The 26122-nt window shown below is 64.4% G+C and carries 26 protein-coding genes; 8 read left to right on the top strand and 18 right to left on the bottom strand.

From position 1 onward, the window contains the following. Positions 1–44 precede the first annotated feature (44 nt). Complete coding sequence (locus tag XH88_RS20615; protein WP_271670075.1) at positions 45–869, bottom strand: 3-hydroxybutyrate dehydrogenase; 825 nt, start codon at positions 867–869, stop codon at positions 45–47. A gap of 192 nt (positions 870–1061) precedes the next feature. On the opposite strand from XH88_RS20615, the gene XH88_RS20610 reads away from it, so the two are divergent. Beyond that, positions 1062–1943 (top strand): LysR family transcriptional regulator, encoded by an 882-nt coding sequence (locus XH88_RS20610; RefSeq protein WP_271670074.1) that lies wholly within the window; start codon positions 1062–1064, stop codon positions 1941–1943. Positions 1944–1970: 27 nt separating this feature from the next. Here the strand turns inward: XH88_RS20610 and XH88_RS20605 are convergent, their stop codons facing one another. After that, complete coding sequence (locus XH88_RS20605; protein ID WP_271670073.1) at positions 1971–2687, bottom strand: peroxiredoxin-like family protein; 717 nt, start codon at positions 2685–2687, stop codon at positions 1971–1973. Positions 2688–2768: 81 nt separating this feature from the next. Next, the gene (locus tag XH88_RS39090; protein ID WP_333909261.1) at positions 2769–3053 is read right to left on the bottom strand and encodes a hypothetical protein; all 285 of its coding nucleotides are present in this window, start codon (positions 3051–3053) and stop codon (positions 2769–2771) included. Positions 3054–3290: 237 nt separating this feature from the next. Between XH88_RS39090 and XH88_RS20595 the strand changes: the two genes are divergently transcribed. Both XH88_RS20595 and XH88_RS20590 read left to right on the top strand, forming a co-directional pair. Then, complete coding sequence (locus XH88_RS20595) at positions 3291–3773, top strand: cupin (protein WP_271670071.1); 483 nt, start codon at positions 3291–3293, stop codon at positions 3771–3773. A 94-nt stretch (positions 3774–3867) separates the two neighbouring features. Further along, positions 3868–5070, top strand: coding sequence for an MFS transporter (locus XH88_RS20590; RefSeq protein WP_271670070.1), 1203 nt, complete (start codon positions 3868–3870; stop codon positions 5068–5070). An 83-nt stretch (positions 5071–5153) separates the two neighbouring features. Here the strand turns inward: XH88_RS20590 and ccoS are convergent, their stop codons facing one another. The 10 genes from ccoS to XH88_RS20540 form a co-directional block, all read right to left on the bottom strand. Further along, entirely contained in the window at positions 5154–5324 is a 171-nt protein-coding gene (gene ccoS, locus XH88_RS20585; protein ID WP_271670069.1) for a cbb3-type cytochrome oxidase assembly protein CcoS, read from the bottom strand. Beyond that, positions 5324–7516, bottom strand: coding sequence for a cation-translocating P-type ATPase (locus tag XH88_RS20580; protein ID WP_271670068.1), 2193 nt, complete (start codon positions 7514–7516; stop codon positions 5324–5326). The genes ccoS and XH88_RS20580 overlap by 1 nt, the downstream gene beginning before the upstream one ends. A gap of 9 nt (positions 7517–7525) precedes the next feature. Then, positions 7526–8011, bottom strand: coding sequence for a FixH family protein (locus XH88_RS20575; protein WP_271670067.1), 486 nt, complete (start codon positions 8009–8011; stop codon positions 7526–7528). 17 nt (positions 8012–8028) lie between these two features. After that, positions 8029–9495, bottom strand: coding sequence for a cytochrome c oxidase accessory protein CcoG (gene ccoG, locus XH88_RS20570; protein ID WP_271670066.1), 1467 nt, complete (start codon positions 9493–9495; stop codon positions 8029–8031). 120 nt (positions 9496–9615) lie between these two features. Further along, positions 9616–10491, bottom strand: a complete 876-nt coding sequence (ccoP, locus tag XH88_RS20565; RefSeq protein WP_271670065.1) for a cytochrome-c oxidase, cbb3-type subunit III — start codon at positions 10489–10491, stop codon at positions 9616–9618. A 6-nt stretch (positions 10492–10497) separates the two neighbouring features. Then, the gene (locus XH88_RS20560; protein WP_092295718.1) at positions 10498–10662 is read right to left on the bottom strand and encodes a cbb3-type cytochrome oxidase subunit 3; all 165 of its coding nucleotides are present in this window, start codon (positions 10660–10662) and stop codon (positions 10498–10500) included. A gap of 13 nt (positions 10663–10675) precedes the next feature. Further along, the gene (ccoO, locus tag XH88_RS20555; protein WP_271670064.1) at positions 10676–11410 is read right to left on the bottom strand and encodes a cytochrome-c oxidase, cbb3-type subunit II; all 735 of its coding nucleotides are present in this window, start codon (positions 11408–11410) and stop codon (positions 10676–10678) included. A 10-nt stretch (positions 11411–11420) separates the two neighbouring features. After that, positions 11421–13070: a cytochrome-c oxidase, cbb3-type subunit I gene (gene ccoN, locus XH88_RS20550; RefSeq protein ID WP_271670063.1), complete on the bottom strand. Its 1650-nt coding sequence runs from the start codon at positions 13068–13070 to the stop codon at positions 11421–11423. 335 nt (positions 13071–13405) lie between these two features. Further along, on the bottom strand, positions 13406–13831 hold the full coding sequence (locus tag XH88_RS20545; RefSeq protein ID WP_271670062.1) for a CBS domain-containing protein: 426 nt from the start codon (positions 13829–13831) through the stop codon (positions 13406–13408). Between the two features lie 39 nt (positions 13832–13870). Continuing rightward, positions 13871–14701: a universal stress protein gene (locus XH88_RS20540; RefSeq protein ID WP_271670061.1), complete on the bottom strand. Its 831-nt coding sequence runs from the start codon at positions 14699–14701 to the stop codon at positions 13871–13873. 200 nt (positions 14702–14901) lie between these two features. Between XH88_RS20540 and fixL the strand changes: the two genes are divergently transcribed. The 3 genes from fixL (at position 14902) to XH88_RS20525 (ending at position 17529) form a co-directional block, all read left to right on the top strand. Further along, the gene (gene fixL, locus XH88_RS20535; RefSeq protein WP_271670060.1) at positions 14902–16419 is read left to right on the top strand and encodes a sensor protein FixL; all 1518 of its coding nucleotides are present in this window, start codon (positions 14902–14904) and stop codon (positions 16417–16419) included. Positions 16420–16422: 3 nt separating this feature from the next. Then, entirely contained in the window at positions 16423–17040 is a 618-nt protein-coding gene (gene fixJ, locus XH88_RS20530) for a response regulator FixJ (protein ID WP_271670059.1), read from the top strand. Positions 17041–17112: 72 nt separating this feature from the next. After that, the gene (locus tag XH88_RS20525) at positions 17113–17529 is read left to right on the top strand and encodes a response regulator (protein ID WP_271670058.1); all 417 of its coding nucleotides are present in this window, start codon (positions 17113–17115) and stop codon (positions 17527–17529) included. A 12-nt stretch (positions 17530–17541) separates the two neighbouring features. On the opposite strand, the gene XH88_RS20520 is transcribed toward XH88_RS20525, so the two are convergent. Continuing rightward, complete coding sequence (locus XH88_RS20520; RefSeq protein WP_271670057.1) at positions 17542–17796, bottom strand: hypothetical protein; 255 nt, start codon at positions 17794–17796, stop codon at positions 17542–17544. Positions 17797–18011: 215 nt separating this feature from the next. On the opposite strand from XH88_RS20520, the gene XH88_RS20515 reads away from it, so the two are divergent. Then, positions 18012–18710 carry a helix-turn-helix domain-containing protein gene (locus XH88_RS20515; protein WP_271670056.1) on the top strand — a complete coding sequence of 233 codons (699 nt, stop codon included), beginning with the start codon at positions 18012–18014 and terminating at the stop codon, positions 18708–18710. A 40-nt stretch (positions 18711–18750) separates the two neighbouring features. On the opposite strand, the gene XH88_RS20510 is transcribed toward XH88_RS20515, so the two are convergent. Genes XH88_RS20510 through XH88_RS20495 form a run of 4 tightly spaced genes read right to left on the bottom strand, consistent with a single transcriptional unit; the run spans position 18751 to position 24658 of the window. Then, positions 18751–20064, bottom strand: coding sequence for an MFS transporter (locus XH88_RS20510; protein WP_271670055.1), 1314 nt, complete (start codon positions 20062–20064; stop codon positions 18751–18753). Positions 20065–20087: 23 nt separating this feature from the next. Further along, the gene (locus tag XH88_RS20505; RefSeq protein ID WP_271670054.1) at positions 20088–20609 is read right to left on the bottom strand and encodes a PRC-barrel domain-containing protein; all 522 of its coding nucleotides are present in this window, start codon (positions 20607–20609) and stop codon (positions 20088–20090) included. Positions 20610–20627: 18 nt separating this feature from the next. Next, entirely contained in the window at positions 20628–22835 is a 2208-nt protein-coding gene (locus tag XH88_RS20500) for an amylo-alpha-1,6-glucosidase (protein WP_271670053.1), read from the bottom strand. A gap of 59 nt (positions 22836–22894) precedes the next feature. Further along, a complete protein-coding gene (locus XH88_RS20495) occupies positions 22895–24658 on the bottom strand; it encodes an ABC transporter ATP-binding protein (protein WP_271670052.1) in 1764 nt (587 codons plus the stop codon). A gap of 280 nt (positions 24659–24938) precedes the next feature. Here XH88_RS20495 and XH88_RS20490 point away from each other — a divergent pair, with 280 nt between their 5' ends. Then, positions 24939–26009, top strand: a complete 1071-nt coding sequence (locus tag XH88_RS20490; protein WP_271670051.1) for a glycosyltransferase family 4 protein — start codon at positions 24939–24941, stop codon at positions 26007–26009. Positions 26010–26122 lie beyond the last annotated feature (113 nt).

The raw sequence follows: 26122 nt of genomic DNA, 5'->3' as shown, positions 1-26122 counted from the left end.
TCAGCCGCGACTTGTTACGCAGACCCGCGCGATGCCGTTTCATGTCAATGCGCGGTCCAGCCGCCATCGACAGGCAGCGCAATACCGGTGATCGAGGCGGCCGCATCCGTTGCCAGGAACACCGCGAGCGCGCCAAGCTCCTCGACTGTGGCGAAGCGCTTGTTCGGCTGCTGCGCGAGCAGCACATCGCGGATCACCTGATCGCGGGAAATGCCGTGCGCCGTGGCCTGCCCGTCGATCTGCGCCTCGACCAGCGGCGTGTAAACATAGCCGGGACAGATCGCATTGCAGGTAATGCCCTCTTCCGCGGTCTCCAGCGCCGTCACCTTGGTCAGGCCGACGATGCCGTGCTTGGCCGCGACATAGGCAGCCTTGAACGGCGAGCCGACCAAGCCGTGCGCGGATGCGACGTTGACGATGCGACCAAAGCCGTTCTGGCGCATCGCGGGCAGCGCGAGCCGCGTCGTATGGAAAGCCGAAGACAGATTGATGGCGAGGATCTGGTCCCATTTCTCGACCGGAAACTGGTCGAGCGGCGCGACATGCTGGATGCCGGCATTGTTGATGAGGATGTCGAGCCGCCCGGATTCGGCGATGGTAGCTTCGATCATCTCGGCGATCGATTTTGGCCTCGTCATGTCGGCCGGCGAATAGCTCGCCTTGACACCGAACTCGGCCGCTATCTGCTCGCGCGTCCGGCCGATCTCGCCCGCGACGCCAAGGCCGTTGAGCACGATGTCGGCACCCGCAGCGGCCAATGCGCGCGCGATACCAAGGCCGATTCCGCTGGTCGATCCGGTGACCAGTGCCACCTTACCGGCAAGCACGCGTGACGGAGCGGCCGCCTGCGTCTTGATGGGGATATTCATGATCCAAACCTCTTCGGGACAAATAGCCGGCACAAGCTCAGCGCGACGGTCGGGGCGAAATCTGCCGGATCATCGCATCTTGCGGAAATGCCGGTTGGCTTCCGAGTCCATACGTCCGCGCTATCGCAGGCGGGATGTCATTCCTCGCGCCGATCGGCTAGATTCTCGGCGATCCAGCTGGGGAGCCGAACCATGGAAATGCATCAGGTCCGCTATTTCCTCGCGGTGGCGCAGCTGCTCAACTTCACGCGCGCCGCCGAGGAGTGCAACGTGACGCAGCCGTCGCTGACGCGTGCGATCAAGCAGCTCGAGGCCGAGCTTGGCGGCGACCTGTTTCGCCGCGAGCGTCCGGCAGCCCAACTGACCGAGCTCGGCCAGCGCATGCATCCGCTGCTCAAGCAGTGCTATGACGCCGCTGCCGGCGCACGTTCGCTCGCCTCCTCATTCAAGAGCGGCGAGATCGGTGCGCTGCGCATCGCGCTGACGCATTCAATCGACCTTGCGCTTTTGATTCCGCACCTCAACGAGATCAAACGACAGTTCAACCGGCTGGAATTCCGCTTCCTGCGCGGCTCGAGCAAAGAGGTCGGCGACTTCCTGAAAAAAGGCGAGGCCGAGCTCGCCATTGCGGCAGAAATCGACGAGGCTTGGGACCGGCTCGACACCTGGCCACTGTTCACCGAGGCTTTCGAGCTCGTGGTCAGCAGCGGACACCGGCTGGCCGGACGCCGCAGCATATCGCCGGACGACTTGCGTTCCGAGCAATTGCTGAGCCGGACCTTCTGCGAACATTCCGGCCGGGTCTCTGCCAGCCTGCGCGAGCACGGCATCAATCATGGCCACGAGATCTCGAGCGAGCGCGACCTGATCGAGCTGGTCGAAGCCGACATCGGCATCGCCATGGTCCCTCACACTTCACCCGTGCCGGAAACGCTGACACGCGCCGCAGTCGCAGGGCTCGACGCCCGCCGCACCGTGAGTCTCTACGGAGTGGCCGGCCGCCAGCGCACGGCTGTGGCCAACGCCGTGATGCGGATGCTGCGCGGCGCGGATTGGCGAGCGGTTGCGGGCTGAATTCGCTTAAGGACCTGCAGGACCGTTTCAGCGGCCGACGCTCGCGCTTTCGAGCGCTGCGAGCAGATCGTCGATCTCCATGCGCTTGCGGAAATCCGGATCGACGAAGCGGGCCTTCACAATGCCGTCGCGGCCGACCACGAACACGGCCGGAATCGGCAGCATCCAGCCGTCATTGCCGTGAAATTTCGCCATGTCCTGATAGGATAACAGGTTCTGGATTTCGGCGCCCAGCCAGATCGCGAGATTCAACGACAGCGCGTAGCCATTGTCGAGATCGGTCAGGATCGGGAATGGCGCACCGGCATCGGCCTTGAGCTGCCGTGTATATTCCTGGGTCTCCGGCACGATCGCGACGATCCGTGCCCCCATGGCCTCGATGCGATCGAGCGACTGAACCACGGCGCGGACGTTGAGCCGGCAATAAGGACACCAGTGCCCGCGAAAGAACATCACCGCGACCGGCCCATTCTCCAAAAGCGTCGGCAAGGTGACGAGACGTCCGCTTTCATCCGGCAGCATGAACGGCGGCATCGGATCTCCCGGACGAGGCGCGGTCTCGCCACCGCCATTCCCGGCCAATCGCACCACCAGGCGATCGACCGCCTCGCCATAGGCCGGGAAGACCTCACGGCTGGCATCGGCATAAGCGCGGAGCTGTTCGTTCAGCGTGCCGTCCATGTCGCGGCAGCGCTGGAAGGCGGACCTGAGCCGCTCGGTATCGGCTGGCGAGAGTGACGTCATCTTCAGCTCCGGCATTCTTGAGGCGAATACTAGTTTCCCGGTTCGGCCGCCCGCAAGGGGGCGGCCGCGACGCGGGGCTGATCAGTTGACGTAGAAATTACCGGTTGGGTCCAGTCGACCCGGCGTGTAGTACATCGAACCGTTGTCCATGAAGAAGACGGTGTTTTCGGGCACCTTCTTGGCGTGCTTCATCATCGCCCGGTGGTTCTTCTCGGCCGGGGCCATCGCCATCGCCGACATCTTGCCGGGCCCACCGTAGACATAGGCCATTCCGGCCTTGAAGTCCCATGCCGCCTCCGAGAAGGCCGAGGTGGCGATGACCGCGAAAGCGGCGGTGGCAATCATGGTCTTGGACAATTTCGTCATGGAATGCTCCTCCGGATTGACGTGAACGCCCGCCAATCGGGCGTGAGGCCATCCGACGCCGACCGGGTCCAAAGCGGAAATGCCGATGCCCAATCGGTTCGATAGCCGCCACGCATCAACATAGCGGCCGGCTATCGCATCGAGAGCAAGCCGGCATTTCAGGGCCGACACGACCCAGGCGACACTCCTGCCATAGCCGACGACCAGCGGGGTTGCGGCCAACACAGGAGACCTCCCATGTCCACGAGCCACACCTTGTCGCGCCTGATCTGGCCCGGCGTTGCCGTCGTCGGCGCATTGACACTCTCGGCGCAGCCGGTGTTCGCCGGCGAATGCCCGGCCGACAAGATCAAGCCGAACGCCCAGCAGATGGTCGACTACAAGCCGGTCGGCGTGACTGACGTCACGCTCGGCGCGATCGACCTCGGCAAGCAGCCGGCGCATCTCGAAGGCCGCGAGCTGCGTTTCCGCAAGCTGACCATCGCGCCCGGCGGCATCGTGCCGTGGCACAGCCACGACGATCGCCCTGCCCTGATCTTCGTACAGCAGGGCGAAATCGTCGAATACGCCTCCAACTGCATCGATCCGATCGTGCACAAGGCCGGCGAGCTTCGGCCGGAAGTGTTCGGCACCTCGCATTGGTGGAAGAACCTCGGCAAGGAGACGGTCGTTCTCTATGTCGGCGACGTCCGCAAGGATCCGAACGATCACAACATGTAACGAGCACGCTGGCCCCGCCTGCTCGTAACCGTGGCGCCCGGATCCCCTTGCCGCAAGCAACCGGGCGCCACATCCTTAACCGGAGATGCGCCGCATGACCGACCTGTCCGCTCACATGAAGCCGTCTGCAATGGCGCTGCATTCACCTGGGCAGGCGCTGCGCTCGCTCGTGATCGGGCTGACCGCATTCCTGACCGTCGTCGACCTGTTCGCGACACAGGCGATCCTGCCCTCGCTGACGCGCCATTACGGCGTCACGCCGGCGGCGATGGGCTTCGCCGTCAACGCCAGCACGTTCGGCATGGCGGTTGCCGGGCTTGTCGTCGGCCTCTTCAGCCCGCGCATCAATCGCCGCACCGGCATCCTGCTCAGCCTGATGCTTCTGGCAATCCCGACCAGCCTGCTTGCGGTCGCGCCAAATCTTGCCGTGTTCACCACACTCCGGGTTATCCAAGGGCTCTGCATGGCCTCCGCCTTCGCATTGACCCTCGCCTATCTCGGCGAGCAATGCAGCGCGATGGACGCTGGCAGCGCATTTGCCGCCTACATTACCGGGAACGTCGCCAGCAATCTCGTTGGCCGGCTGATCTCGGCGGCGGTCGCCGACGGCTTCGGGCTTGCCCGGAATTTCTACTTCTTTGCGGCCCTCAATCTTGCCGGCGCCGCGCTGGTCTTCTTCTCGATCAAACGCGTGCAGCCCCTGGCCGCGACGACGCCGGCGGAAGCGCCGTTTACGGCCATGGTCGCGCATTGGCGCGATCCACGGCTGCGTGCCGCTTTCGGCATCGGCTTTTGCATCCTGTTCGCCTTTATCGGTACCTTCACATTCGTCAACTTCGTGCTGGTTCGGCCACCGCTGTCGCTCGGCATGATGGACCTGGGGCTGATCTATTTCGTCTTCTTGCCATCGGTCGTCACGACGTTGCTGGCAGGACGGGTCGTATCTCGCCTCGGGATACGTCCGACGATCTGGTGCGCGCTCGCCGTTGCGGGCTTCGGCTTGCCTCTCATGCTCGCACCGCATCTCGGCGAGGTGCTTGCCGGCATGGTCCTGGTCGGCGTAGGCACCTTTTTTGCGCAGGCCGCCGCCACCGGCTTCGTCGGACAGGCCGCCGCCGACAATCGTGGCGTTGCCAGCGGCACCTATCTCGCCTGCTATTTCTGCGGCGGGCTCGTCGGCACAGCCGTGCTCGGCCGCTTGTTCGACGGCTTCGGCTGGCACGCATGCGTTGCCGGGATCGGCCTTGCCCTCGCGGCCGCCGCCCTGCTCGCGTTCGCCTTGAAGCGCGAAGCATGAAAAGTGCGCAGCGGTCTTCCGAAAAGATCATGCCCAAACAAGAGCGAAAGCGCGATGACGATTCATCCCGATCTCGTCGCGCTTTAGCGCTTCGCCGGCACTTCCTGCGGCGGCGGATCGTCGTCGGCAATCGCCCGCCACGCGGCCCCCTCGAGATCGTCGTACTGGCCACTGCGGAGCGACCAGAGAAAGGCGGCAAGGCCGGCGCCGCCGAGCAGCAACGCCAGCGGGACCAGGTAGACCAGAATCTCCATCACACGATCTCCCGCGAGGCGCTGCGCGCACGCAGCGAGTTCAGCATCACCACGATCGACGATCCACTCATGGCGGCCGCCGCGATCAGGGGCGTGACGACGCCGCTGATCGCGACCGGCACCGCAAGCACATTGTAGCCGATCGCGAGCCAGAGATTTTGCCGCATCAGATGCAGCGCCTTGCGCGCGGAATCGATCGCAGCGACGACCGGGGCCAGTGGCCGGCCGAGAAAGACGAGATCGGCAGTGGCCTGGCTCAGATGCGCAGCCGAGATCGGCGACATCGAGACATGAGCAGCTGCCAGCGACGGCGCATCGTTCATGCCGTCGCCGACCATCAGCACCTTCGCGCCGCGCTGCTTCAACTCCTCGATCCGCGCGATCTTGTCGGCCGGCGTGACGCCGGCCCGCCATTCGGCGACGCCAAGCGCGTGGGCCGCGGCGATCACCGCGGGCTCGCGGTCGCCGGAGAGGATCTCGATGCCGATATTGCGCGCCTTCAGTGCCGCGATCACGGCCTGCGCGTCCGGACGCAAGCCCTGGCGCACGGAGAGGATGAATTTTTCCTCGCCCCTGCTGAAGGCCAAGATGGACGCTTCGGGATCGAAACGGGTCGCATCGGCGACCAGCGCCTCGGCGCCGCAGAACGACGGACGGCCGAGTCGAAGCTCGACGCCATCGACCACCGCGCGGACACCCTGACCGGCCTCTTCGGCTGCGCCGAGGATCGGTGACTTCGCGGCCGCGGCCTGCGCGACCGCGGCGGCGACCGGGTGATGACTCGACAGGGCGAGGCGGCCGGCGAGGTCGAAAACGTCGGCAGGGATGTCAGCGGCGTTCGTGACTTCGAGATCCGGCAGCGTCAGCGTGCCGGTCTTGTCGAAGATGACATGGTCGGCTTCGGCCAGTCGCTCGATGGCATCGCCGGAATTGAGCAGCACGCCCGCCTTGAACATCGCACCCGAGGCCACCGTCTGCACGGTCGGAATCGCAAGGCCGAGCGCGCAGGGACAGGTGATGATCAGGACGGCAACGCCGGTGACGATCGCATCATGCCAGGTGGCACCCGCGATGACCCAGCCCAAAATGGTGATGAGCGCCGTCGCATGCACCACCGGCGCATAGAGCCGCGAAGCGCGGTCGGCGAGCCGCATGTAGCGCGAGCGCGCCTGGAGCGCGTTGTCGAGCAACCGCGAGATCTCGGCGAGCAGCGTTGCTTCGGAAGCCGCAGAGACCCGCACGCGCAGCGTGCCGGAGATGTTCATCGAGCCGGCATAGACCGGCGTGTCCTGTTCGGCCGTGACATAGAGCGTCTCGCCGGTGATCAGGCTCTGGTCGATCTCGGAACGCCCCTCGATCACTACGCCGTCGACCGCACAGCGCTCGCCGGGCCTGAGCAGTACGACGTCGCCGGGATGGATCGCGGCGACAGGCACCTGCGAGATTTCGTCGGGTCCGACGAACTTGGCCGCCGTCTCCGCTTTCAACGCCGCGAGGTTGCCGGCCACCGCGCGGGTCCGCCGACGCATGTTCTGGTCGAGGAAGCGGCCGACGAGCAGGAAGGTGAGCAGCATGATCGCCGCGTCGAAGTAGGCGTGCTCCGAATGGTTGATGGTCTCGACCACGGACATGCCCAGCGCGAGGCAGACGCCGATCGAGATCGGGAGATCCATGTTGGTGGTCTTGTTGGACAGCGCGCGCCAGGCCGAACGGAAGAACGGCTGGCCGGCATAGGCAGCGGCCGGTAGCGCGATCAGCGCCGACAGCCAATGGAAAAAGTCGCGCTGCTCCGGCAACATGTCCGAGACGTTGCCCGACCACACCGGGATCGACAGCATCATCACGTTCATGGTGGCGAACGCGGCGACGCCGAGGCAGCGGAGCAGGAAACGCGATTCCGCGACCTCGGTCGCTTCCGCGCTCTGGGTCTCGTAAGGATAGGCCTTGTAGCCGAGTTCCTCGAGCCGATCGATGAAGCGGGCGGGATCGAGCGTCCCCTCCTTCCATTCCAGCGCGACGCGCCGGTCGGTGAGGTTCACGCGCGCCAGCGTGACATCAGGGATCGCCGACAGTCCGCGCTCGATCTTGGCCATGCAGCCGGCGCAATGAACGCCCTCGACCGCGAGATCGATATGCTGAACGCCCGCGCCCGCGGCGCGGACATAGTGAGAGAAATCGCGCGTCACCTGCATGGCGAGACCTCAGTTCAGGATCACGCGGTTGCGCGACAGGAACACGCGCTCGCCCTTGGAGTCGCCCTCGATGACCAGATCCCACTGGCCCGGCGCGACCGACGCGGCATTGCCACGATAGACGCCGGCACCCGCCTCGGCGAGCTCGACCGCAAGGTCGGCGCGCTTGTCGGTCGGCCGCTCGAGGCGCCCGCCGAAATTCAATCCGGTCACCGGCCGGCCCGACGCGTCGCGCGCCTCGACCTGAAGCACGGCATTGCCGTCGGCGTGCCGCTCGATATGCGCGCTGACCTTCCATTTGCGCGCCGCCTGATCCTGCGCCGCCGAAATCTCGCGGTCATAGACGAGGCCTGCGGCATAGGGGCTGTCGACGTCGGTGCCGGGCAGCGTCGCGATCGCGAGCTTCATCATGGTGACGTTGACGCCGATCACGATTCCAAAGAAGACGACCAGCATCACGAACACCTTGGTTCCGGTCAGCGGCTTGGCGGCCATATGACGATCTCCTGAACTTAGGGCTCGACGAAATTGTCGGTGGTGGACGCCACCACGCCGAGCCCGATATCGGTGACGTGGAAATGGACCGGGATCGATTTCTCCGGATTGTTCTCGGCCGGCGCGGTGACGAGCAGGCGCAGCTCGCTGGTGGAGTCACGCGGAATCACGATCATCGGCCTGTCCGGCGTCACCGAATCGACGCCGATGACGTGAACCGTGGGATTGGCCGGACCGTCCACATCGATCGCGATGACGCGATCATAGCCGCTCTTGTTCAGTAGCCGCACCGTGTAGGCGTTGCGGATCGCGCCATCGCTGAGCTTGACGGCGACCGGGTTGCGGTCGTGCAGCACGTTGACGTCGAGCAGGCTGCGGGTCGCGAGCGTATAGATCATGATGCCGCCGACCGCGGCGATGATCGCGCTGTAGACCACCGTGCGGGCGCGGACGAAGCGATAGATCGGCGCCTTGCCTTCCTGGCGGCGCTGGATGTTGATGTCGTTGTCATAGCCGATCAGCCGCTTGGGCCGGCCGATCTTGGTCATCACGTTGTCGCAGGCGTCGATGCAGAGCCCGCACTGGATGCATTCGAGCTGCGGCCCGTTGCGGATGTCGATGCCGGTCGGGCAGACCGCGACGCATTGGTAGCAGTCGACGCAGTCGCCGACCTGCTCCCCGAGCGCGCGGAGCTCCGCCGCCTTCTTGACCGAGGTGCGCTTCTCGCCGCGGTCGTAGCGATAGGTGACGTTGAGCGCCCATTCGTCGGTGAGCGCGGCCTGGATGCGCGGCCACGGGCACATATAGGTGCAGACCTGCTCGCGCATATAGCCCGCGAGTATATAGGTCGTCGCGGTGAGGATGCCGATCCAGATATATGCGACCATCGGCGCCTGGAAGGTCAGGAGATCCTTCACCAATGTCGGCGCGTCGCTGAAATAGAGCACCCAGGCGCCGCCCGTCCACCATGCGATCATGAGCCAGATCGTATGCTTGGCGGCGATCTCCGAGACGCGCTTGAGCGTCAGTGAACCGGCCTGCTTGTCCTTGCGCATCCGCTCGCGGCGGTCACCCTCGACGAAGCGCTCGACGGCGTAGAACAGGTCGGTCCAGACCGTCTGCGGGCAGAGATAGCCGCACCAGATGCGGCCGCCGACCGAGTTCATCAGGAACAGCGCCACCGCGGCAACGATCAAAAGGCCGGTGAAGTAATAGACCTCCTGCGGCCACAGCTCGATGAAGAAGAAATAGAAGCGGCTGTTGGGCAGATCGATCAGCACCGCCTGGCTGGGGGCGCCAAGGCCGCGATTCCAGCGCACGAACGGCAGGAAATAATAGACGCCGAGGCAGAACACCATCAGGCCCCATTTGATCCGCCGGAAGGTGCCGGAGACGCTCTGGGGATAGACCTTCTTGCGGGCGGCATAGAGCGGCCCGTTGTCATCAACCGGTGTGAGGTCTTTCGGATTTACGGTCTTGTTCATCGCTCAGCGCTTCTTGAGAGGTGCGATTGAACCTAGACTCCGCGGCGATGAGTCAATTGATCCAACGCAAACGGGGGCGGATTTCTTCGCCCCCGCTGGAACCCGTTGACCGCCGATCGGCTATTTGCCGCCGCCCAGCGAGTGGACGTAGACCGCCATCGCCTTGATGGTGGCGGGGTCGAGACGCCCCTCCCACGCCGGCATGACACCGGCACGGCCATTGGTGATGGTCTCGATCAGGACCGCCTCGTCGGAGCCGTAGAGCCAGATCTTGTCGGTCAGGTTGGGCGCACCGAGCTCCTGGTTGCCCTTGCCGCCATCGCCATGGCAGGCGACGCAATTGTCCGCGAAGATCTTCTCGCCCTTGGCGGCGTCATAGCCGTTGCGGGTCGGCAGGCCCGACAGCGAACGAACGTAGTTGGCCACCGTGACGATCTCGTCCGGCTTCAGCACGCCATCCTTGCCGAAGGCCAGCATCTGGCCTTCATGGGTCTTGACGTGACCGGAGCGTGCGCCGAACTGGATGGTCTGCATGATCTGGTCGAGCGTACCACCCCACAGCCAGTCGTCGTCGTTGAGGTTCGGGAAGCCCTTGGCGCCGGCCGCGCCGGAGCCGTGGCACGGCGCGCAATTGTCGCCGAACACGGTCTTGCCCTTGGCGCGGGCGAGTGCCAGCAAGGCCGGGTCCTTCTCGATGTCGGCAAGCGAGGCCGTGCCCAGCGCCGCCATCTTGTCACCCCGGATCTTCTCGAGATTGGCAAGCTCGACCGCGACGTCGGCACGCGACGAATAGCCGAACAGGCCCGTCGTATTGCTCGAGATCAGTGGCCAGGCCGGATAGACGACCCAGTAGGCGATTGCCCAGACGATGGTCAGGTAGAAGCAGGTCACCCACCAGCGCGGCAGCGGCGTGTTGAGTTCCTTGATGCTGTCCCATTCATGACCGGTCGTGGCCCTGCCGGTGACGGAATCGATTTCGCTTTGATGGTCGGTCATGATCTCTCACTCCTCCCGCAGAGGCAAGCTGGCCGCATCGTCGAACGCAGCCTTGTTGCGGGGCCAAAACGCGTAGGCGATGATCGCGAGAAAGATCGCGACGAAGACCGGCGTCCAGATCGTGGTCACGAGACCGGACGCGAGATTGTCGAGTGTCAGGATGGCTTTCATCGGTGATGCCTTCTCAGCGAAGATTGGCTTTCTCGTTGTAGAGCTTGAAGTCGACCAGCGTGCCGAGCATCTGGAGGTACGCGATCAGCGCGTCCATCTCGGTCGGCGTGCCGGGCTTGCCATCGAAATTGCGCACGACGGCCTTGGCGTAGCGCTTGGTGAAGGCATCGGCGCCGGCATTGTCCGGATCGGCCTGGGCCTTCATGTCGGCGGCCGCGTTGGCGATCTGATCGTCGGTATAGGGCACGCCCACCGTCCGCAGCGTACGCATGTGGTCGGCGATCGCGTCCGGATCGACTTCGGTCCGGGCCAGGAACGGGTAGCCCGGCATCACCGACTGCGGCACGATCGCACGCGGGTTGGTGAGATGGGTGACGTGCCAGTCGTCGGAATATTTGGCGCCGACGCGGGCGAGGTCAGGACCGGTACGTTTCGAGCCCCACTGGAACGGATGATCGAACATGCTCTCGGCGGCGAGCGAGAAGTGACCGTAGCGCTCGACCTCGTCGCGCAAGGGGCGGATCATCTGCGAATGGCAGAGATAGCAGCCTTCGCGGACGTAGATGTTGCGCCCGGCGAGCTCCAGCGGCGTGTAGGGCCTGACGCCGTCGACCTTCTCGATCGTGCTCTTGAGGTAGAACAGCGGGGTGATCTCGACGAGACCGCCGATCGCGACCACGAGCAGGATGCCCAGGACCAGGATGATCGAGTTCTTTTCGAGGATTTGGTGGCGTGTCCAGAACGACATGGGAAGCTCCTCACTCCGCCGGCTGAAGAGCGACGGGCATCTGGACTTCCTGTTCGCCGACGCGAACCGTCATCCAGAGATTGTAAGCCATGATCAGCGCGCCGATCAGGAACAGCGCTCCGCCGGCGGCGCGGATGATGTAGAAGGGATGCATCGCCTCGACGGTCTCGATGAAGGAATATTCGAGGAAGCCGAGCGAGGTGTAGGCGCGCCACATCAGACCCTGCAGGATGCCGGACACCCACATCGCCGAGATGTAGAGAACGATGCCGAGGGTAGCGATCCAGAAGTGCCAGTTGACGAGCTTGAGGCTGTAGAGGCCCTTGCGATTCCAGATCCACGGCACCAGGCAGTACAGCGCGCCGAAGGAGACGAAGCCAACCCAGCCGAGCGCGCCGGAATGCACGTGGCCGATGGTCCAGTCGGTATAGTGGCTGAGCGAGTTGACCACCTTGATCGACATCATCGGGCCTTCGAAGGTCGACATGCCGTAGAACGCGACGGAGACGACCAGCATGCGCAGCACGGGATCAGTGCGCAGCTTGTCCCAGGCACCCGACAGCGTCATCAGGCCGTTGATCATGCCGCCCCAGGAGGGCATCCACAGCATGATCGAGAAGGTCATGCCGAGCGTCTGCGTCCAGTCCGGCAGCGCCGTGTAGTGCAGGTGGTGCGGGCCGGCCCAGATGTAGAGGAAGATCAGCGCCCAGAAGTGGATGATCGATAGCCGATAGGAATAGACCGGCCGCTCCGCGCGCTTCGGAATGAAATAGTACATGATGGCGAGGAAGCCGGCGGTCAGGAAGAAGCCCACCGCGTTATGGCCGTACCACCACTGGAACATCGCATCCTGGATACCGCCCCAGACGATGTAGGACTTCGAACCGAAGACCGACACCGGCAGCGCGGGGTTGTTGCCGAGATGCAGAACCGCGATCGTCACGATAAAGGCGAGATAGAACCAGTTCGCAACGAAGATGTGCGGTTCCTTGCGCTTGAGGATGGTGCCCAGGAAGACCAGCAGATAGCTGACCCAGACGATGGTCAGCCAGAGGTCGGCGTACCATTCGGGCTCGGCATATTCCTTGGACTGCGTGACGCCGAGCAGATAGCCCGTGCCGGCGATGAGAATGAAGTAGTTGTAGCCGAGCACGACGAACCAGGGTGCGAGATCGCCAGCAAGGCGCGCGCGGCAGGATTTCTGCACCACGTAGAAGGACGTGCCGATCAGCACGTTGCCGCCGAAGGCGAAGATCACGGCGGAGGTGTGCAGCGGCCGGAGCCTGCCGAATTGAATCCAGGGCAGGTCGAAGTTCAGCGCGGGCCAAGCCAGCTGCGAGGCAATGATGAGGCCAACCGTGAAGCCTGCGATGCCCCAGAACATCGCCATGAAGGCGCTGAACTTGATGGGGCCCAGATTGTAGTTGGGCCGGCCGTTGATCTCCTGGGGCGGCAGTGCCGCCGGGCGGTCGTAATAGCGGTTGACGATGAAGAACACCGCGGCCAGGCTCGCCGCCGCGCTCAGCGCAGCATGGAAGGCGAATGGCGCATCGAGCGCCTTGGCCGAAGCGATCAGGCACAGGAAGGCAGTGACCGCGAATATGAACGCCAGGCCGCTTTCGCCTGTCGTCATGGTTTTCGAGATGGAGGGCTGGGGCATCGCGGATTCTCTCTGAAAGAACACGCTGCCAGAAACCACATCCCCCCTCGCGGGGAATTGATTGAAATCAAGATAGATGGATTTCTGTTAATGTGAGGCTGCTGCGGCGCCAGTTGAAGTGTCCTCTCCCCTTCTTGTGGGACAGGGCGGCGAGGACCGGCGCGGCAAACTCGCTTGGGTGAGGGATTGGTTCCTCACTCAGAATCCTTCTGCGGAGAAAGACCCCTCATCCGGCGCTTCGCGCCACCTTCTCCCACAAGAAGGGGAGAAGGAAAGGAAAGCGCGGCCTCCGGGAAATCACGGAGTCTGGAACCGCAGGATTCAAAGGCGTTGCGTCAGTCGTTCGCGGTCGCCTTCAGCGCCACGATGACATCCTGGCGAGCGACGATTCCGACCAGCTTTTGGCTGCCGTCGAGCACGATGATGCTCCGGATGCGGTGCTCGACCATGATCTGGAGCACACGCGTCAGCCGCGTCTCGGGGCTGACATAGATGAATTCCGGCGTCATGACGTCGCCGACCTTGCGGTTCATCAGATCGTGATAGCGCGGTAGCATCTGGCTCGGCGTGAACGCAAAGCATTTCAGGATGTCGAACTTGGTGACGATGCCGACGACCTGACCGTCGTCCTCGACAGGATAGGAGTTGAAATCGTCCTGCTCGAACATCTCGCTGAGCGCGAGCAGATTCTGATCACGCTGCACGGTGCTGACGTTGCGCGTCATGTAACCTTCGACGGTCTGCTCAAGGAATTTGTACACGGCGCGTCCTCATCGATCGTTCTGTGCCGGTCTTTGCCGTCAGTGCGACAACAGCACGCAGCGGGCGGTTTGCGTGACCAGATATTCGGTAACGCCGCCGAGAATGAGCTCGCGGAATCGGGAGTGACCGTAGGCACCCGCGACGATCAGACCGGCGCCGGCATCCTCGGCGACCCTCTCCAATTGCGCGGCGGCGGTTTCGTTCCCCGCGTCCGAAACGCGCGCCGTCGCGGTGACACCGTGACGGGCGAGCCAGGCGGCGACGTCGCTGACATGCGCCATCACCACCGAGCGGTCATCGTCCGTTTCCGGAATCTCGACGATGATGACGTCCTTGGCTTTGCGCAGCAGCGGCAGGGCGTCGGCCACCGCCCGTCGCGCCTCCGGCGTGTCCTTCCAGGCCACCAGCACGCAGCGCGAATCGAGCCAGCTGATCCGGTCGGGCACGACCAGCAGCGGTCGGCCGGTCTGCATCACCAGATCCCTGGGGCTGACCAGCGAAAAGGCGTCGGAGAAGGTCGGGCTCTGCCCGCCGCTGACGACGATGTCGGCGCAGCGCGCCTGCGCCAGGACGTATCGTGCGGGAAGATCCATGGCACTACGCCATTCCGCGCGCGCGCTGCGCGTTCTGGTCGCGGCACGGAATTGCGCCTCGAGGTCGGCGAGGCGCCGCTTGACGGAGCCCTCTTCCTGGTCGATCAGTCGCTGGGCCGCGATGCCGTCAGTGAAATAGAGCGGCGGGGCGAAGCGCGCTGCGGCGACTCCGACGATCGCCGCCTCGAACCGTTCGGCAAGCTCGCCCGCGACCTCAAGGCGCGCATTGTTCGGCTGATCCAGCGCCAGGCTGACCATTACGGTCGCGTATGTCATGTGGATCCTCCAGTGCAATCACTCTTATCAAATTGTACGCCTGCCCCCGTGCCGGGAGATGAGATAGATCAATCGCGGACCTGCTGTGTGCGACGTGAGGCGGGGACAGACGACGGACCTTGCCTCCGGGCCGGGCTTGGGCGACATTACGGCAAGCGGTAACCCCATCCGGAGCCACCGCATCAGAATAGGAGCATCGCTTGTCGCCGACCCGCGTAACGCACCCGCCAGACGATCATCGCGGCGAGCATTTCCGGGTCCGGATCGAGGGATTCGGCGTCGGCACCTGGGATCTCGACCTCACGACGCGCGAGCTGGAATGGTCGGAAACTGCGCGGATGCTGCTCGGCATCGCGCAGGGCCAACCGGCAAGCTACGAGCTCTTCCTGTCACGTCTCGAACCTGCGGACCGGGAACGGGTCGAGAGCGCGATCAAGCAGGTCGCCACGCATGGCGGCGGCTTCGACGTCTCCTTCCGGATTGCAGGAACATCCGACCGGGGCAAATGGATCAGGGCCCGCGCCGGCCTGATCAGAGATGAGGCCGGCGTCGCCCGTCATCTCAGCGGCATCTTGCTCGATATCGACAAGGAGAAGCAGGTCGAGGAAGCGCTGCGCACCCGCGAGACCCACCTCCAGTCCATTCTTCAGACCATTCCCGACGCCATGATCGTCATCGACGGCCATGGTATCATGCAGCTGTTCAGCACGGCCGCCGAGCGCCTGTTCGGCTGGTCCGAGCAGGAGGCGATCGGCCAGAACGTCAGCATCCTGATGCCGGAGCCGGACCGCACCCGTCACGACAGCTACATCGCGCGCTATCGCACCACCAACGATCCGCACATCATCGGCATCGGCCGCATCGTGACCGGCAAGCGCCGCGACGGGACGACCTTCCCGATGCACCTGTCGATCGGCGAGATGCAGTCCGGCGGCGAGCCCTATTTCACCGGCTTCGTCCGCGACCTCACCGAGCACCAGCAGACCCAGGCCCGGCTTCAGGAGCTGCAATCCGAGCTGGTGCATGTTTCGCGGCTCACGGCGATGGGAGAGATGGCCTCGGCGCTGGCCCACGAGCTCAACCAGCCGCTGGCGGCGATCAGCAACTACATGAAGGGGTCCCGGCGGCTGCTCGCCGGCAGCGTCGATCCGAACACGCCGAAGGTCGAAAGCGCACTGGACCGCGCGGCCGAGCAGGCCCTGCGCGCCGGCCAGATCATCCGGCGGCTGCGCGATTTCGTCTCCCGCGGCGAGTCGGAAAAGCGGGTCGAGAGCCTCTCGAAACTGATCGAGGAGGCTGGCGCACTCGGGCTCGCCGGCGCGCGCGAACAAAACGTGCAGCTCCGCTTCAACCTCGATCCCGCCGCCGATTTCGTCCTCGCCGACCGGGTGCAGATCCAGCAGGTGCTGGTCAATCTCTTCCGCAACGCGCTGGAAGCGATGGCGCATTCGCACCAGCGCGAGCTCGTGGTGGCCAACACCCGCGTCGCCGACGGCATGATCGAGGTCGAGGTCTCCGACACCGGCTCCGGCTTCCAGAGCGACGTCATTCCAAACCTGTTTCAGACCTTCTTCACCACCAAGGAAACCGGCATGGGCGTGGGACTGTCCATCAGCCGCTCGATCATCGAAGCTCACGGCGGCCGGATGTGGGCCGAGAGCAATGCATCGGGCGGCGCAACATTCCGCTTCACCTTGCCGGCAACGGACGAGACCTGATTCATGACGACCAAGGGACATATCTACGTCATCGACGACGACGCCGCGATGCGGGATTCGCTGAACTTCCTGCTGGATTCCGCAGGCTTCGCCGTCACGCTGTTCGACGACGCACAGGCTTTCCTCGAGGCCCTGCCGGGTCTTGCCTTCGGTTGCGTCGTCTCCGATGTCCGCATGCCGGGACTCGACGGCATCGAGCTCTTGAAGCGGATGAAGGCGCAGCAAAGCCCGTTCCCGATCCTGATCATGACCGGTCATGGCGATGTGCCGCTGGCAGTCGAGGCAATGAAGCTCGGGGCGGTCGACTTCCTCGAAAAACCGTTCGAGGACGATCGTCTCACGGCCATGATCGAACTGGCGATCCGACAGGCCGAGCCGGCGGCCAAGAGTGAGGCCGTCGCCCAGGATATCGCCGCCCGAGTCGCGTCCTTGAGTCCCAGGGAACGCCAGGTCATGGAAGGGCTGATCGCCGGCCTCTCCAACAAGCTGATCGCCCGCGAATACGATATCAGCCCCCGGACCATCGAGGTCTACAGGGCGAACGTCATGACCAAGATGCAGGCCAACAGCCTGTCGGAACTGGTGCGGATGGCAATGCGCGCCGGCATGCTGAAGGACTGAGGCAATCGGATTTGGGCAAATCCAATTGAGGCAGGTCAAGGCCCTTCCCAGGCGCCGTGCTAGCCAAGCAGCATGATTGAAATCAGCTCGCCCCGTGAGCGGCTGTCGTCCCCAGCCACAAAACCCACCGTCTTTGTGGTCGACGATGACGCCGCCGTGTTGGGATCCCTGCGATTCCTGCTGGAGACCGACGGCTTCGCCGTGCGGACCTTCAGGAACGGCACGGCGGTGCTCAACGCCAGCGGTGCGCCCGAGGCGGATTGCTACGTGATCGACTACAAGATGCCCGACATCAACGGCATCGATCTTGCCGGCCGGCTGCGTCAGTCCAACGGCGACGCCCCGGTGATCCTGATCACCGGCTATCCCGACGCCAATATCTCGGCCCGGGCGGCCGCGGCAGGCGTCAAGGACGTGATCTTGAAGCCGCTTCTCGAGGAAAACCTGATCAAACGCATCCGCGGCGCCATCCAGGACCGACCGCGGTAACCGGGGCAGGCCTCAGAACGCGCTTCTGTACTGCGCGATCCCGCTGCGGGGACCATAAATCCACATCGGCTCGCCGCACTCGCTTGGACCGTGATCCGTCATGCAGGCGGCGCTCCAGGGCGGGGCCGCGATCTGCCGGCCCTCGGTCGGGCTTGGATGCGAGTGGCCGTGGATGCTGATGATTCCAGACCGGGCTGCCGCTGACACATCCGGTAGCAGCGCAAGCAACAGCGCAGCCAGAAGAGGCGGGATCAATTTCGATGTCATCGGGGGTCTCCGTTGGCGTGAAGGCTTCCGATGACCAGATTTGCGTTGGAGACCCGATATTTCCCCGCACACTGAAGTGTGAGAACGGCGGTATCCCCGGGCTCGCGGGCGACCTACGGAATACTACGTAGGTAACCCCCCTTAAGATATCTCGCGAAATTTTCGAAGCCCCGGATACCGCGTAGGAAAGCGTCATCACAACGGAGATGGCGCAGATGCTGACCCAGACGTTCAACCCCCAGGCGATCAACACCCAAATCGTTGGCAAGATTGCCCCGGCCCATCCCGTCTCGGACCAATTCGGTGCGATCACCGGCCACGTCGGCTTGGTTGCCATCGAGTTCTCCTACCGCAAGGACGAGGAGATTTACGGTGAAGACGAGCCGGCCGAATACGTCTATCAGGTCGTCTCCGGCGCAGTCCGCACCTACAAGCTCCTCTCCGACGGCCGCCGCCAGATCGGCGCCTTCCATCTTGCCGGCGACGTGTTCGGCCTCGAATCCGGCGCCATCCATCGCCTCGCCGCTGAAGCCATCATCGATACCACTGTGCGCCTCGTGAAGCGCGTAAGCCTCGAAAAGGCCGCCGGCACCGACGTGCAGGTCGCCCGCAAGCTCTGGGCCATGACGGCCGGCGAGTTGCGCCACGCCGAAGACCACATGCTGTTGCTTGGCCGCAAGACCGCTATGGAGCGGGTTGCGACCTTCCTGCTCGAAATGGACCGCCGCCTCGCCGTTGCCGGCATGATGGCCCTGCCGATGTGCCGCCGCGACATCGGCGACTATCTCGGCCTCACGCTCGAGACCGTGTCGCGCGCACTGTCGCAGCTCCATGCCCAAGGCATTCTCGGCTTCTCCGGCGCCCGTCAGATCGTGCTGCGCAACCGCCAGCGCCTGCACAATCTCGACGCCTGATCTCGTCGTCCTCCCTACCAACTTGGCCGGCTGAATTCGTTCAGCCGGCCATTTCTTTTGGCGCGGTCATGCCCGTACGCCGGGTTTCAGGCATCACGAAGAGGATCAGCAACAGACCGGTCGCAGCAATGCCAGCCAGGCCGAAGAAGGCGGTGGCGTTGCCGAACTTGTCGCTGACATAGCCGCCAAGCGCGGTGCTCAGGGAAGCACCGATCCCCGTCGCAGTACCGACGATGCCCTGCGCCAGGTTGAAATGCCCGCTGCCGAAGGCGACATCGGCCACGATCAGGGGAATCATCACCGCAAACACAGCGGCCGTGAAGCCGTCGAACACCTGCACCAGCACCAGCAGATAGGGATCGCGCACCGTCGCGAACAGCAGGCCGCGGATCGTCAGCGCACCGAATCCGATCAAGAGCAGCGGCCGCCGGCCCCAGAGCTGTGCCTGACGCCCGACCGATGGCGACAACAGCGCCACGATCGCCTGCGGGACGACAATGCAGAATGCGACAAGCACCGTTGCCCACTGGCTCGATCGCGCCGTCACCGCGCTTGCCATCAGCGGCATCATCGAGGCGTTGGCCAGCTGCAACAGCAGGACACTGATCGCAAAGACGATCAGCGGCCGTTGCCGGATCAAGTGCCAGATATTGGTGTCGCCAGGAACCGGCGCCTCGCGCGGCATCTCGCCGTGGCAGCGCGCGATGTCGACCTCCTCCTCGCGGATGCGCGACAGCGCGATCAGGGTCGGGATCGCGAGCAGGAAGGTGACCAGGAACACCGAGCGGCTCGAGAGAAGATATCCGGCCGTCCCCATCACCCCGGCGGCGACGCCGTTGCCGAGCGAGGCAAAGCGGGCGTTGCGGCCAAGCCGCTCGCCGATCGCGAGCGGGCCGACGAGGCCGAGGCTGATCGCGGCGATCGCGGGCCCCAGCACGCAGCTCGCCGCCGCATGCAATGTGGCGGCCGTCACCACGACGGCGAAGATCGGCATCGCCGCATAGGCAAGCGCGCAGCAGCCGATGGTCGCGATCGCAAGCGCGGCGACCAGCCGCTCGGATCTCGCGGCATCGATGATGGCGCCGCCCGGCATCTGCCCGATCAGCGCGACGATGCCGCCGATCGACAGCACGAAGCCGATCTCGACCTGCGTCCATTTCTGCGTCGTCAGATAGACGGCGATGAAGGGACCGAAGCCGGTCTGTACGTCGGCGAGGAAGAAGATGAACCAGTCGAGACCGCGCAGGCTGCGGCGCGAAGGCGCCGGAATGGCCGCAAGCATGGGCGCGGCAACGTTGTCCTGTTCAACGCGTCCCTCGCGCTTCTCATGATCAGGCTTCCTCGACAAGAGCACAGGCGGTCAGCCCTCCCCGCTCCTCACTGGATGGCTTGCAGCGGTTGAAGACTGCCGGACGCACCTAGCACGACCATCGGCGTGTCTTCCTTGTATTCCGGCGCGGCAGCAACCTGCGCCTTGGTCAATTCCAGCGTAATGCTGTCCTTCTTGTTGGTGATCTGGCCGAAACGAAGCGCGTTCCAGTCCACCACGATCTTGCGGCTGCCTACGCCGAGAAAGCCGCCGAAATCGATCACGGCGGCGCGGACATGGCCGGTGCGGTCGACGATGACGTCGACGATATGGCCCATGTCCTCGTCCGCCGCACTACGCACGTCGCGACCGAGCACGCCGTGGGCGTCGCTGGCACCGATGATGGTCACCGACGGCGGCGGCGCGGCATCCTTCGGCGTGACGGGCACGACCGAAGCCGGTGGCTGCACCGTCGGCGGCGCCTTCGCCTCATTTGTCGCCGCGGGCGGTTCCTCCGCGGCTTGCGATACCGCAACCGTCGCCCCTGCGACGATCGTCACGCTCAGAACCAACCATCCGGCGGTACGCATGACCCCTCCTCGCAAGGTTCACTGATGCGCCAGCACGATCGACACCTGGATATGGCCGCGCGTGCGCAGCACCTCGAGCGCCACATCGTGACCGTGGCGGCTGACGCGCAGATCGACGCTGGATTCGCCCAAGCGCAGATCGCGCAGGATGACCTCGTTCAGAAACGCCGGCAGATGCGGATTACGCAGGCGAATCTCGCAGCGCGGGACGTCGAACTCGATGCCGAGCGCCGCCTCCAGCAGCGTGAACGGCGTCGCGCTGGCCCAGGCCTGCGGCGCGCAGGCGACCGGATAGAGCGTCGGGCCGCGCCGCTTCTCGCGGCGGAAGCCGCAGAACAATTCGGGCAGCCGGCGCAGATCCATATAGGTCGCGGCATCGAACAGGCCCTTGGACACGTGCGCCACCGAATGCTTGAGCCCATAATGGGCGAGCCCGAGCGCGATCAGCGCATTGTCGTGCGGCCAGATCGACCCGTCGTGATACGACATTGGATTGTAACGCACCTCGCCGTGCGCGACGGTGCGGATGCCCCAGCCCGAAAAGAAGTGCGGGCGCATCAGATCGGCGGCAACGAGGCGGGCGCGGTCCTGGCGGATCATGCCGCTGAACAGCACCTGCCCGGCATTCGAGGTACGAACCTCACATCGCCGTTTCTGGCCGTCGAGCGCGAGCGCGTAGGTGCCGAGCCCCTCGCACCAGAACGCCTGTTCGAACCGCTCGGCCAGCGCCTTGGCTTCCGACTCGAGCTTGCTGGCGAGATCGGGCTTGCCGAGCTTGAGCGCGCACCGCGCGGCAAGCTGCTTGGCTGCGTAGACATAGCCCTGGACTTCCGCGAGCGCGATATTGCCTTCCGCGAGCTTGCCATCGGCGTGAAAGATCGCGTCGTAGGAGTCTTTCCAGCCCTGGTTGGCGAGGCCCTTTTCGGTGGCGCGCTGGTATTCGACGAAGCCGTCCTGATCGGGGTCCCCGGGGCCGTCGATCCAGGCAAGCCCCGCCTCGATCGCGGGCCACAGCTCGACCAGGGTCTGCTCGTCGCCGGTGCGCTCGAAATAGCGTCCGGCCAGCAGGACGAACAGGGCGGTCGAATCCACGCTGCCGTAATATTGCGAGAACGGCACCTCGCGCAGCGCCGCCATCTCGCCGCCGCGCATCTCGTGCAGGATCTTTCCAGGCGCGGCATCGGCGAGCGGATCGACCGCCTTGGCCTGGAAATGCGCGAGCCGCCGCAGCACGCCCTTGGCGACCCGCGGGTCGACCCATAGCATCTGAAGCGCGGTGATCAGCCCGTCGCGGCCGAACGTCGTCGAGTACCAGGGAATGCCGGCATAGGGATAGCGCCCTTGCGGCGTCTCCGTCATCAGCATGTTGAGGTCGGCCATGGCCTGGCACAGCACCTCGTTGAAGATGTTGTTGGAGGTCTCGATGCTCGCCGCGCCGTTCGTGGACTGACGCATCTCGCGGCGATGCGCCAGCAGGCCCCTGAAGAAGCGCGCCGGCTTTTCCCCGACCGGCCGGTTGCAGGAGACGGCGACGAACAGCGACTTGGCCTCGTGCGGATCCAGCTCGAGCTGCCAGGTCGCCGCATTGACGGACAGCCGCGTCGGACGCGGATCGAAATGCAGGCCGGTGGTTCGCTCGGTATCGTCGAGGCCGCGATACTCGAACAGCACGTCGGTCGGTCCGAGCAGCTTGCTGGTGCCGGTTCCCCGGCGCGGCCGCCGCTCGCCGCGTACCTCGAACAGATCGGCAAAATCGTTGTCGAACAACAGCGTCAGCTCGAAGCTCGCACGTTGCTCGCCGTGGTTCTGCAGCCCGATGCGCTGATACGCGGTGCCACGCCACAGGAAGATCGTGCGCACGATGTGGAGCAGGTCCTTTTGCAGGACGAGGCGGCCCTGCCGGTAGATGTCGGGATTGGTGAGATCGACCGTCAAGCCCGAATTGTCGTCGCGCAGATTCGAGCCGAGCAGCAACGGCTGGAGATCGTCGAGCACGAGTTCCAGCCGCGCCAGATAGCGCGTGTCATGGTTGAACAGGCCGTCCGGCCCGCCGGCCGAGGCGCCGATGTCGCCATGGCTGTCCAGAACGATGAAGGTGTCGTCGTGCTTCAGCGACCGCCGCGGCCGCGCGGCGGGACCCGTCATCGGAATGTAGAACGCCTGCTCCGCGACGGCCTCCACCGTCTGCGATACCGAAATGACCCTGGTGACGGCTTCGGCTGCCATGAGCTGCTCCCCTGCGCCTTGTTTGTCGAACGCGACCAACGCACACGCAACGATTGGGTTTACGCGGCGAACTTCGCGAGCCGGCTCATTTCCTGCGTCACCAGCTCACGATACGGACCGTGGCCCTGCATCAGCCGGTCGGGCGCGCCATCCTCGATGATCTTGCCGCTTTTCAGCACGACCACGCGGTCGAAATTGCGCAGCGTTGCGAGGCGATGCGCAATCGCGATCACGGTACGCCCGCGCATCAGCCGGCTCAAGGCTTCTCGGATGGCTTCCTCGGATTCGCTGTCGAGCGCCGCGGTCGCTTCGTCGAGCAGCAGGATCGGCGCATCCTTCAGGAAGGCGCGCGCGATCGCGATACGCTGGCGCTGGCCGCCGGACATTTTCACGCCGCGGTCCCCAACCATGGTGTCAAGACCTTCCGGCAGGCTATCGATGAAATCGCAGCGCGCCGCGATCGCGGCCCGCAGCACCTCGTCGTCGGTCGCGTTCGGCCGGCCGTAGCGGATGTTCTCGCGGATGGAGCGGTGGAACAGGGAAATGTCCTGCGGCACGACCGAGATCGCTTCGCGCAGACTGAGCTGGGTCACCATCGAGATGTTTTGACCGTCGATGGTGATGCTGCCCTCGTCCACGTCGTAGAAGCGCTGCAGCAGCGTGAACAGGGTCGACTTGCCGCCGCCGGACTGACCGACCAGGCCGACGCGCTGGCCGGGCTGCAAGCGCAGGCTGAACCGCTCGAAGATCTTTTCACCGCCGGGATAGCCGAACGTGACATTGTTGAATGCGATCGCAGCACCGCTCTTGACCAGCGGCCCGGCCTCGGGGTGATCGCGCAGCTCGTGCGGCACCAGCAGCGTGGCGATCGCCTCGGTCAGGCGCGCGACGTGCTGAGTGACGTCCACAAGCGCCACCGCGAGATCGCGCGTCGCATTGAGGATGGAGAGCCCAAGGGTGCAAACCAGCACGACATCGCCGGTAGTCGCCTCGCCGCGTTGCCACAACGTGATCGCCCAGGCCATCAGCGCCACCGTCAGGACGACGGTCACGCCGGCGTGAGTGAGCCGCAACTTTTCGAGGTAGCGCAAGCTGCGCCCGCGGGCCGTGAGTTCCCGGTTCACCGTCGCATCGAAGCGCTCGTGCTCGTGGCCGATGCCGCAAAAGGCGCGAACCAGCGGCATGTTGCTGATGACGTCGATCATCTCCCCGTCGACGACCGCCGCCTTGTCGGCGAAATCGTCATGCAGCGGCTTGCCGGCTGCGGCCAGATGGAACATGGCGATCACCATGCCGCCGGCGATTACGATCAGACCGAGTGCCATGTAGGGACTGACAGTCCCGATCAGCATGATCGCCGCAATTGTGGCAATGCACGGCGGCAACACGTTCCAGACGAACATGTTTTCAACGGTGAACACCGCGTTGGAGGTGGCCGTGATGCGGCTCGTCAGCATGCCCGGCATCCGGTCCGAGAAATAGCTCGGCGCGTGTCCGGTCAGATGACGAAATATGTCACGCCGTAAATCGCCCGTGACACGAACGAAGGTGAAGCTGGCCGTCCAGCTCGCGATCCGCCACAGGAAATTGTCGGCAGCGATCAGCGACATGAGCAGAATGAATGCCAGCCATACGCTGCCGCCGTGCGAGGTTCCCGCGGACAAGCTGTCGACAAGAGATTTGACACCGTACTGCGTGCCTACTGAGCAGGCAACCGCCGCAACGACGGCGTTCAGGATCACCAGGTGCGACGCCAGCCGACGCCGCAGATAGCGCAAGACAAAGGCAAATGGCCTGCGCGCGTAGCGAGAAAGATGATCCATGTGACACTCGACCCCGTCGTGATGAGTACATTTTCTTCTACTGGTCGACTGAACATCGACCGCTTCGCCTCGGTTCCCGGGCAACGTCATCACGACATGCGGATGCGGACGATCTGCGAGGATGAGATGGCAGCATCGAGACACGCGCGCGATGTGTCGAATAAGTAACGTTTGTTGAGAGGAACTTCGCAACTGCGGGAACGTTCCCTTTGTCGGCGTGCCGGTGCCCGATACACGGCGGGGGTTTCAACGTTCACATGATCGCAGAGGAGATGGTGAGATGCGCATCGCGCAGGTAGCTCCGTTGACGGAGGCTGTTCCACCCAAGCTGTATGGCGGCACCGAGCGGGTGGTGCATTGGTTGACGGAGGAGTTGGTTGCGCTCGGACACGACGTGACACTGTTCGCCAGCGGCGACTCGCAGACCTCGGCGAAGCTGGACGCGTTATGGCCCCGGGCGCTTCGCCTCGACGGTTCCGTGCGCGATCCCAACGCGCTGCATATGGTGCTGCTGGAGCGCGTGCGGCAGAAATGTGACGACGAGGAGTTCGACTTCCTCCACTTCCATCTCGATTATTATCCATGGTCGCTGTTCTACCGGCAACCGACGCCGTTCCTGACCACGCTGCACGGCCGGCTCGATTTGCCGGAGCATCAACCCGTGTTCAACACCTTTTCCAAGATGCCGGTGATCTCGATCTCGAATGCGCAGCGGCGGCCCGTGCCGCAGGCCAACTGGGTGACGACGATCCACCACGGCCTGCCGGAGAATCTGCTGACGCCGAAGCCGGCGAAACAGGAATATCTCGCCGTGCTCGGCCGCATCGCGCCGGAGAAGGGCGTTGATCGCGCCATCAAGATCGCGATGCATTGCGGTATCCCGCTGAAGATCGCCGCCAAGGTCGATCGGGCGGACCAGGATTACTATGACGAGCTGATCAAGCCGATGATCGAAAACAATCCGCTGGTGGATTACATCGGCGAGATCAGCGATCACGAGAAGTCCGACTTCCTGAGCGGTGCGCTCGGCCTGCTGCTGCCGATCGACTGGCCGGAGCCGTTTGGCCTTGTGATGATCGAGGCCATGGCCTGCGGCACGCCGGTGGTCGCCTTCAACCGCGGCTCGGTGCCTGAAATCATCGACGAGGGCCTCACCGGCTTCGTGGTCGAGGACGTCCTCAGCGCCGCCGGCGTGGTCAATCGCCTGGCACAGCTCGATCGCGCGGCCATCCGCCGGCAATTCGAGAAGCGCTTCACCGCGCGGCGGATGGCACTCGACTATCTCGCCGCCTATCGCAGCCTGACCGAGGTCACCGCGCCGCGGATCAAGCTGGTGAGCAGCGCGGAGTAGGAACGCCCCCTCTCGTGTCCCGGACGCGCTGCAACGCTCTTCGCGTTGCTGCGCAGAGCTGGGACCCGCGCAGCAGGGACACCTCGGAAACATGGGCCCCGGCCCTGCAGCGC

It is taken from the genome of Bradyrhizobium sp. CCBAU 51627 (assembly GCF_028128765.1).
Classification (GTDB): Bacteria; Pseudomonadota; Alphaproteobacteria; order Rhizobiales; family Xanthobacteraceae; genus Bradyrhizobium.
Note: the sequence above shows the minus strand (reverse complement) of the source record. Positions and strands in the feature narration are given on the sequence as shown.

What these genes read in the sequence shown, in the direction of transcription:
- XH88_RS39090 (WP_333909261.1), bottom strand. Translation starts at nt 3,053, where the DNA reads ATGACGAAATTGTCCAAGACCATGATTGCCACCGCCGCTTTCGCGGTC.
- XH88_RS20595 (WP_271670071.1), top strand. Translation starts at nt 3,291, where the DNA reads ATGTCCACGAGCCACACCTTGTCGCGCCTGATCTGGCCCGGCGTTGCC.
- XH88_RS20515 (WP_271670056.1), top strand. Translation starts at nt 18,012, where the DNA reads ATGCTGACCCAGACGTTCAACCCCCAGGCGATCAACACCCAAATCGTT.
- XH88_RS20500 (WP_271670053.1), bottom strand. Translation starts at nt 22,835, where the DNA reads ATGGCAGCCGAAGCCGTCACCAGGGTCATTTCGGTATCGCAGACGGTG.
- ccoN (WP_271670063.1), bottom strand. Translation starts at nt 13,070, where the DNA reads ATGCCCCAGCCCTCCATCTCGAAAACCATGACGACAGGCGAAAGCGGC.
- ccoS (WP_271670069.1), bottom strand. Translation starts at nt 5,324, where the DNA reads ATGGAGATTCTGGTCTACCTGGTCCCGCTGGCGTTGCTGCTCGGCGGC.
- XH88_RS20495 (WP_271670052.1), bottom strand. Translation starts at nt 24,658, where the DNA reads ATGGATCATCTTTCTCGCTACGCGCGCAGGCCATTTGCCTTTGTCTTG.
- XH88_RS20560 (WP_092295718.1), bottom strand. Translation starts at nt 10,662, where the DNA reads ATGAAAGCCATCCTGACACTCGACAATCTCGCGTCCGGTCTCGTGACC.
- XH88_RS20580 (WP_271670068.1), bottom strand. Translation starts at nt 7,516, where the DNA reads ATGCAGGTGACGCGCGATTTCTCTCACTATGTCCGCGCCGCGGGCGCG.
- XH88_RS20505 (WP_271670054.1), bottom strand. Translation starts at nt 20,609, where the DNA reads ATGCGTACCGCCGGATGGTTGGTTCTGAGCGTGACGATCGTCGCAGGG.
- XH88_RS20520 (WP_271670057.1), bottom strand. Translation starts at nt 17,796, where the DNA reads ATGACATCGAAATTGATCCCGCCTCTTCTGGCTGCGCTGTTGCTTGCG.
- ccoP (WP_271670065.1), bottom strand. Translation starts at nt 10,491, where the DNA reads ATGACCGACCATCAAAGCGAAATCGATTCCGTCACCGGCAGGGCCACG.
- XH88_RS20575 (WP_271670067.1), bottom strand. Translation starts at nt 8,011, where the DNA reads ATGGCCGCCAAGCCGCTGACCGGAACCAAGGTGTTCGTGATGCTGGTC.
- XH88_RS20615 (WP_271670075.1), bottom strand. Translation starts at nt 869, where the DNA reads ATGAATATCCCCATCAAGACGCAGGCGGCCGCTCCGTCACGCGTGCTT.
- XH88_RS20610 (WP_271670074.1), top strand. Translation starts at nt 1,062, where the DNA reads ATGGAAATGCATCAGGTCCGCTATTTCCTCGCGGTGGCGCAGCTGCTC.
- XH88_RS20605 (WP_271670073.1), bottom strand. Translation starts at nt 2,687, where the DNA reads ATGACGTCACTCTCGCCAGCCGATACCGAGCGGCTCAGGTCCGCCTTC.
- XH88_RS20490 (WP_271670051.1), top strand. Translation starts at nt 24,939, where the DNA reads ATGCGCATCGCGCAGGTAGCTCCGTTGACGGAGGCTGTTCCACCCAAG.
- XH88_RS20525 (WP_271670058.1), top strand. Translation starts at nt 17,113, where the DNA reads ATGATTGAAATCAGCTCGCCCCGTGAGCGGCTGTCGTCCCCAGCCACA.
- fixJ (WP_271670059.1), top strand. Translation starts at nt 16,423, where the DNA reads ATGACGACCAAGGGACATATCTACGTCATCGACGACGACGCCGCGATG.
- ccoG (WP_271670066.1), bottom strand. Translation starts at nt 9,495, where the DNA reads ATGAACAAGACCGTAAATCCGAAAGACCTCACACCGGTTGATGACAAC.
- ccoO (WP_271670064.1), bottom strand. Translation starts at nt 11,410, where the DNA reads ATGTCGTTCTGGACACGCCACCAAATCCTCGAAAAGAACTCGATCATC.
- XH88_RS20590 (WP_271670070.1), top strand. Translation starts at nt 3,868, where the DNA reads ATGACCGACCTGTCCGCTCACATGAAGCCGTCTGCAATGGCGCTGCAT.
- XH88_RS20540 (WP_271670061.1), bottom strand. Translation starts at nt 14,701, where the DNA reads ATGACATACGCGACCGTAATGGTCAGCCTGGCGCTGGATCAGCCGAAC.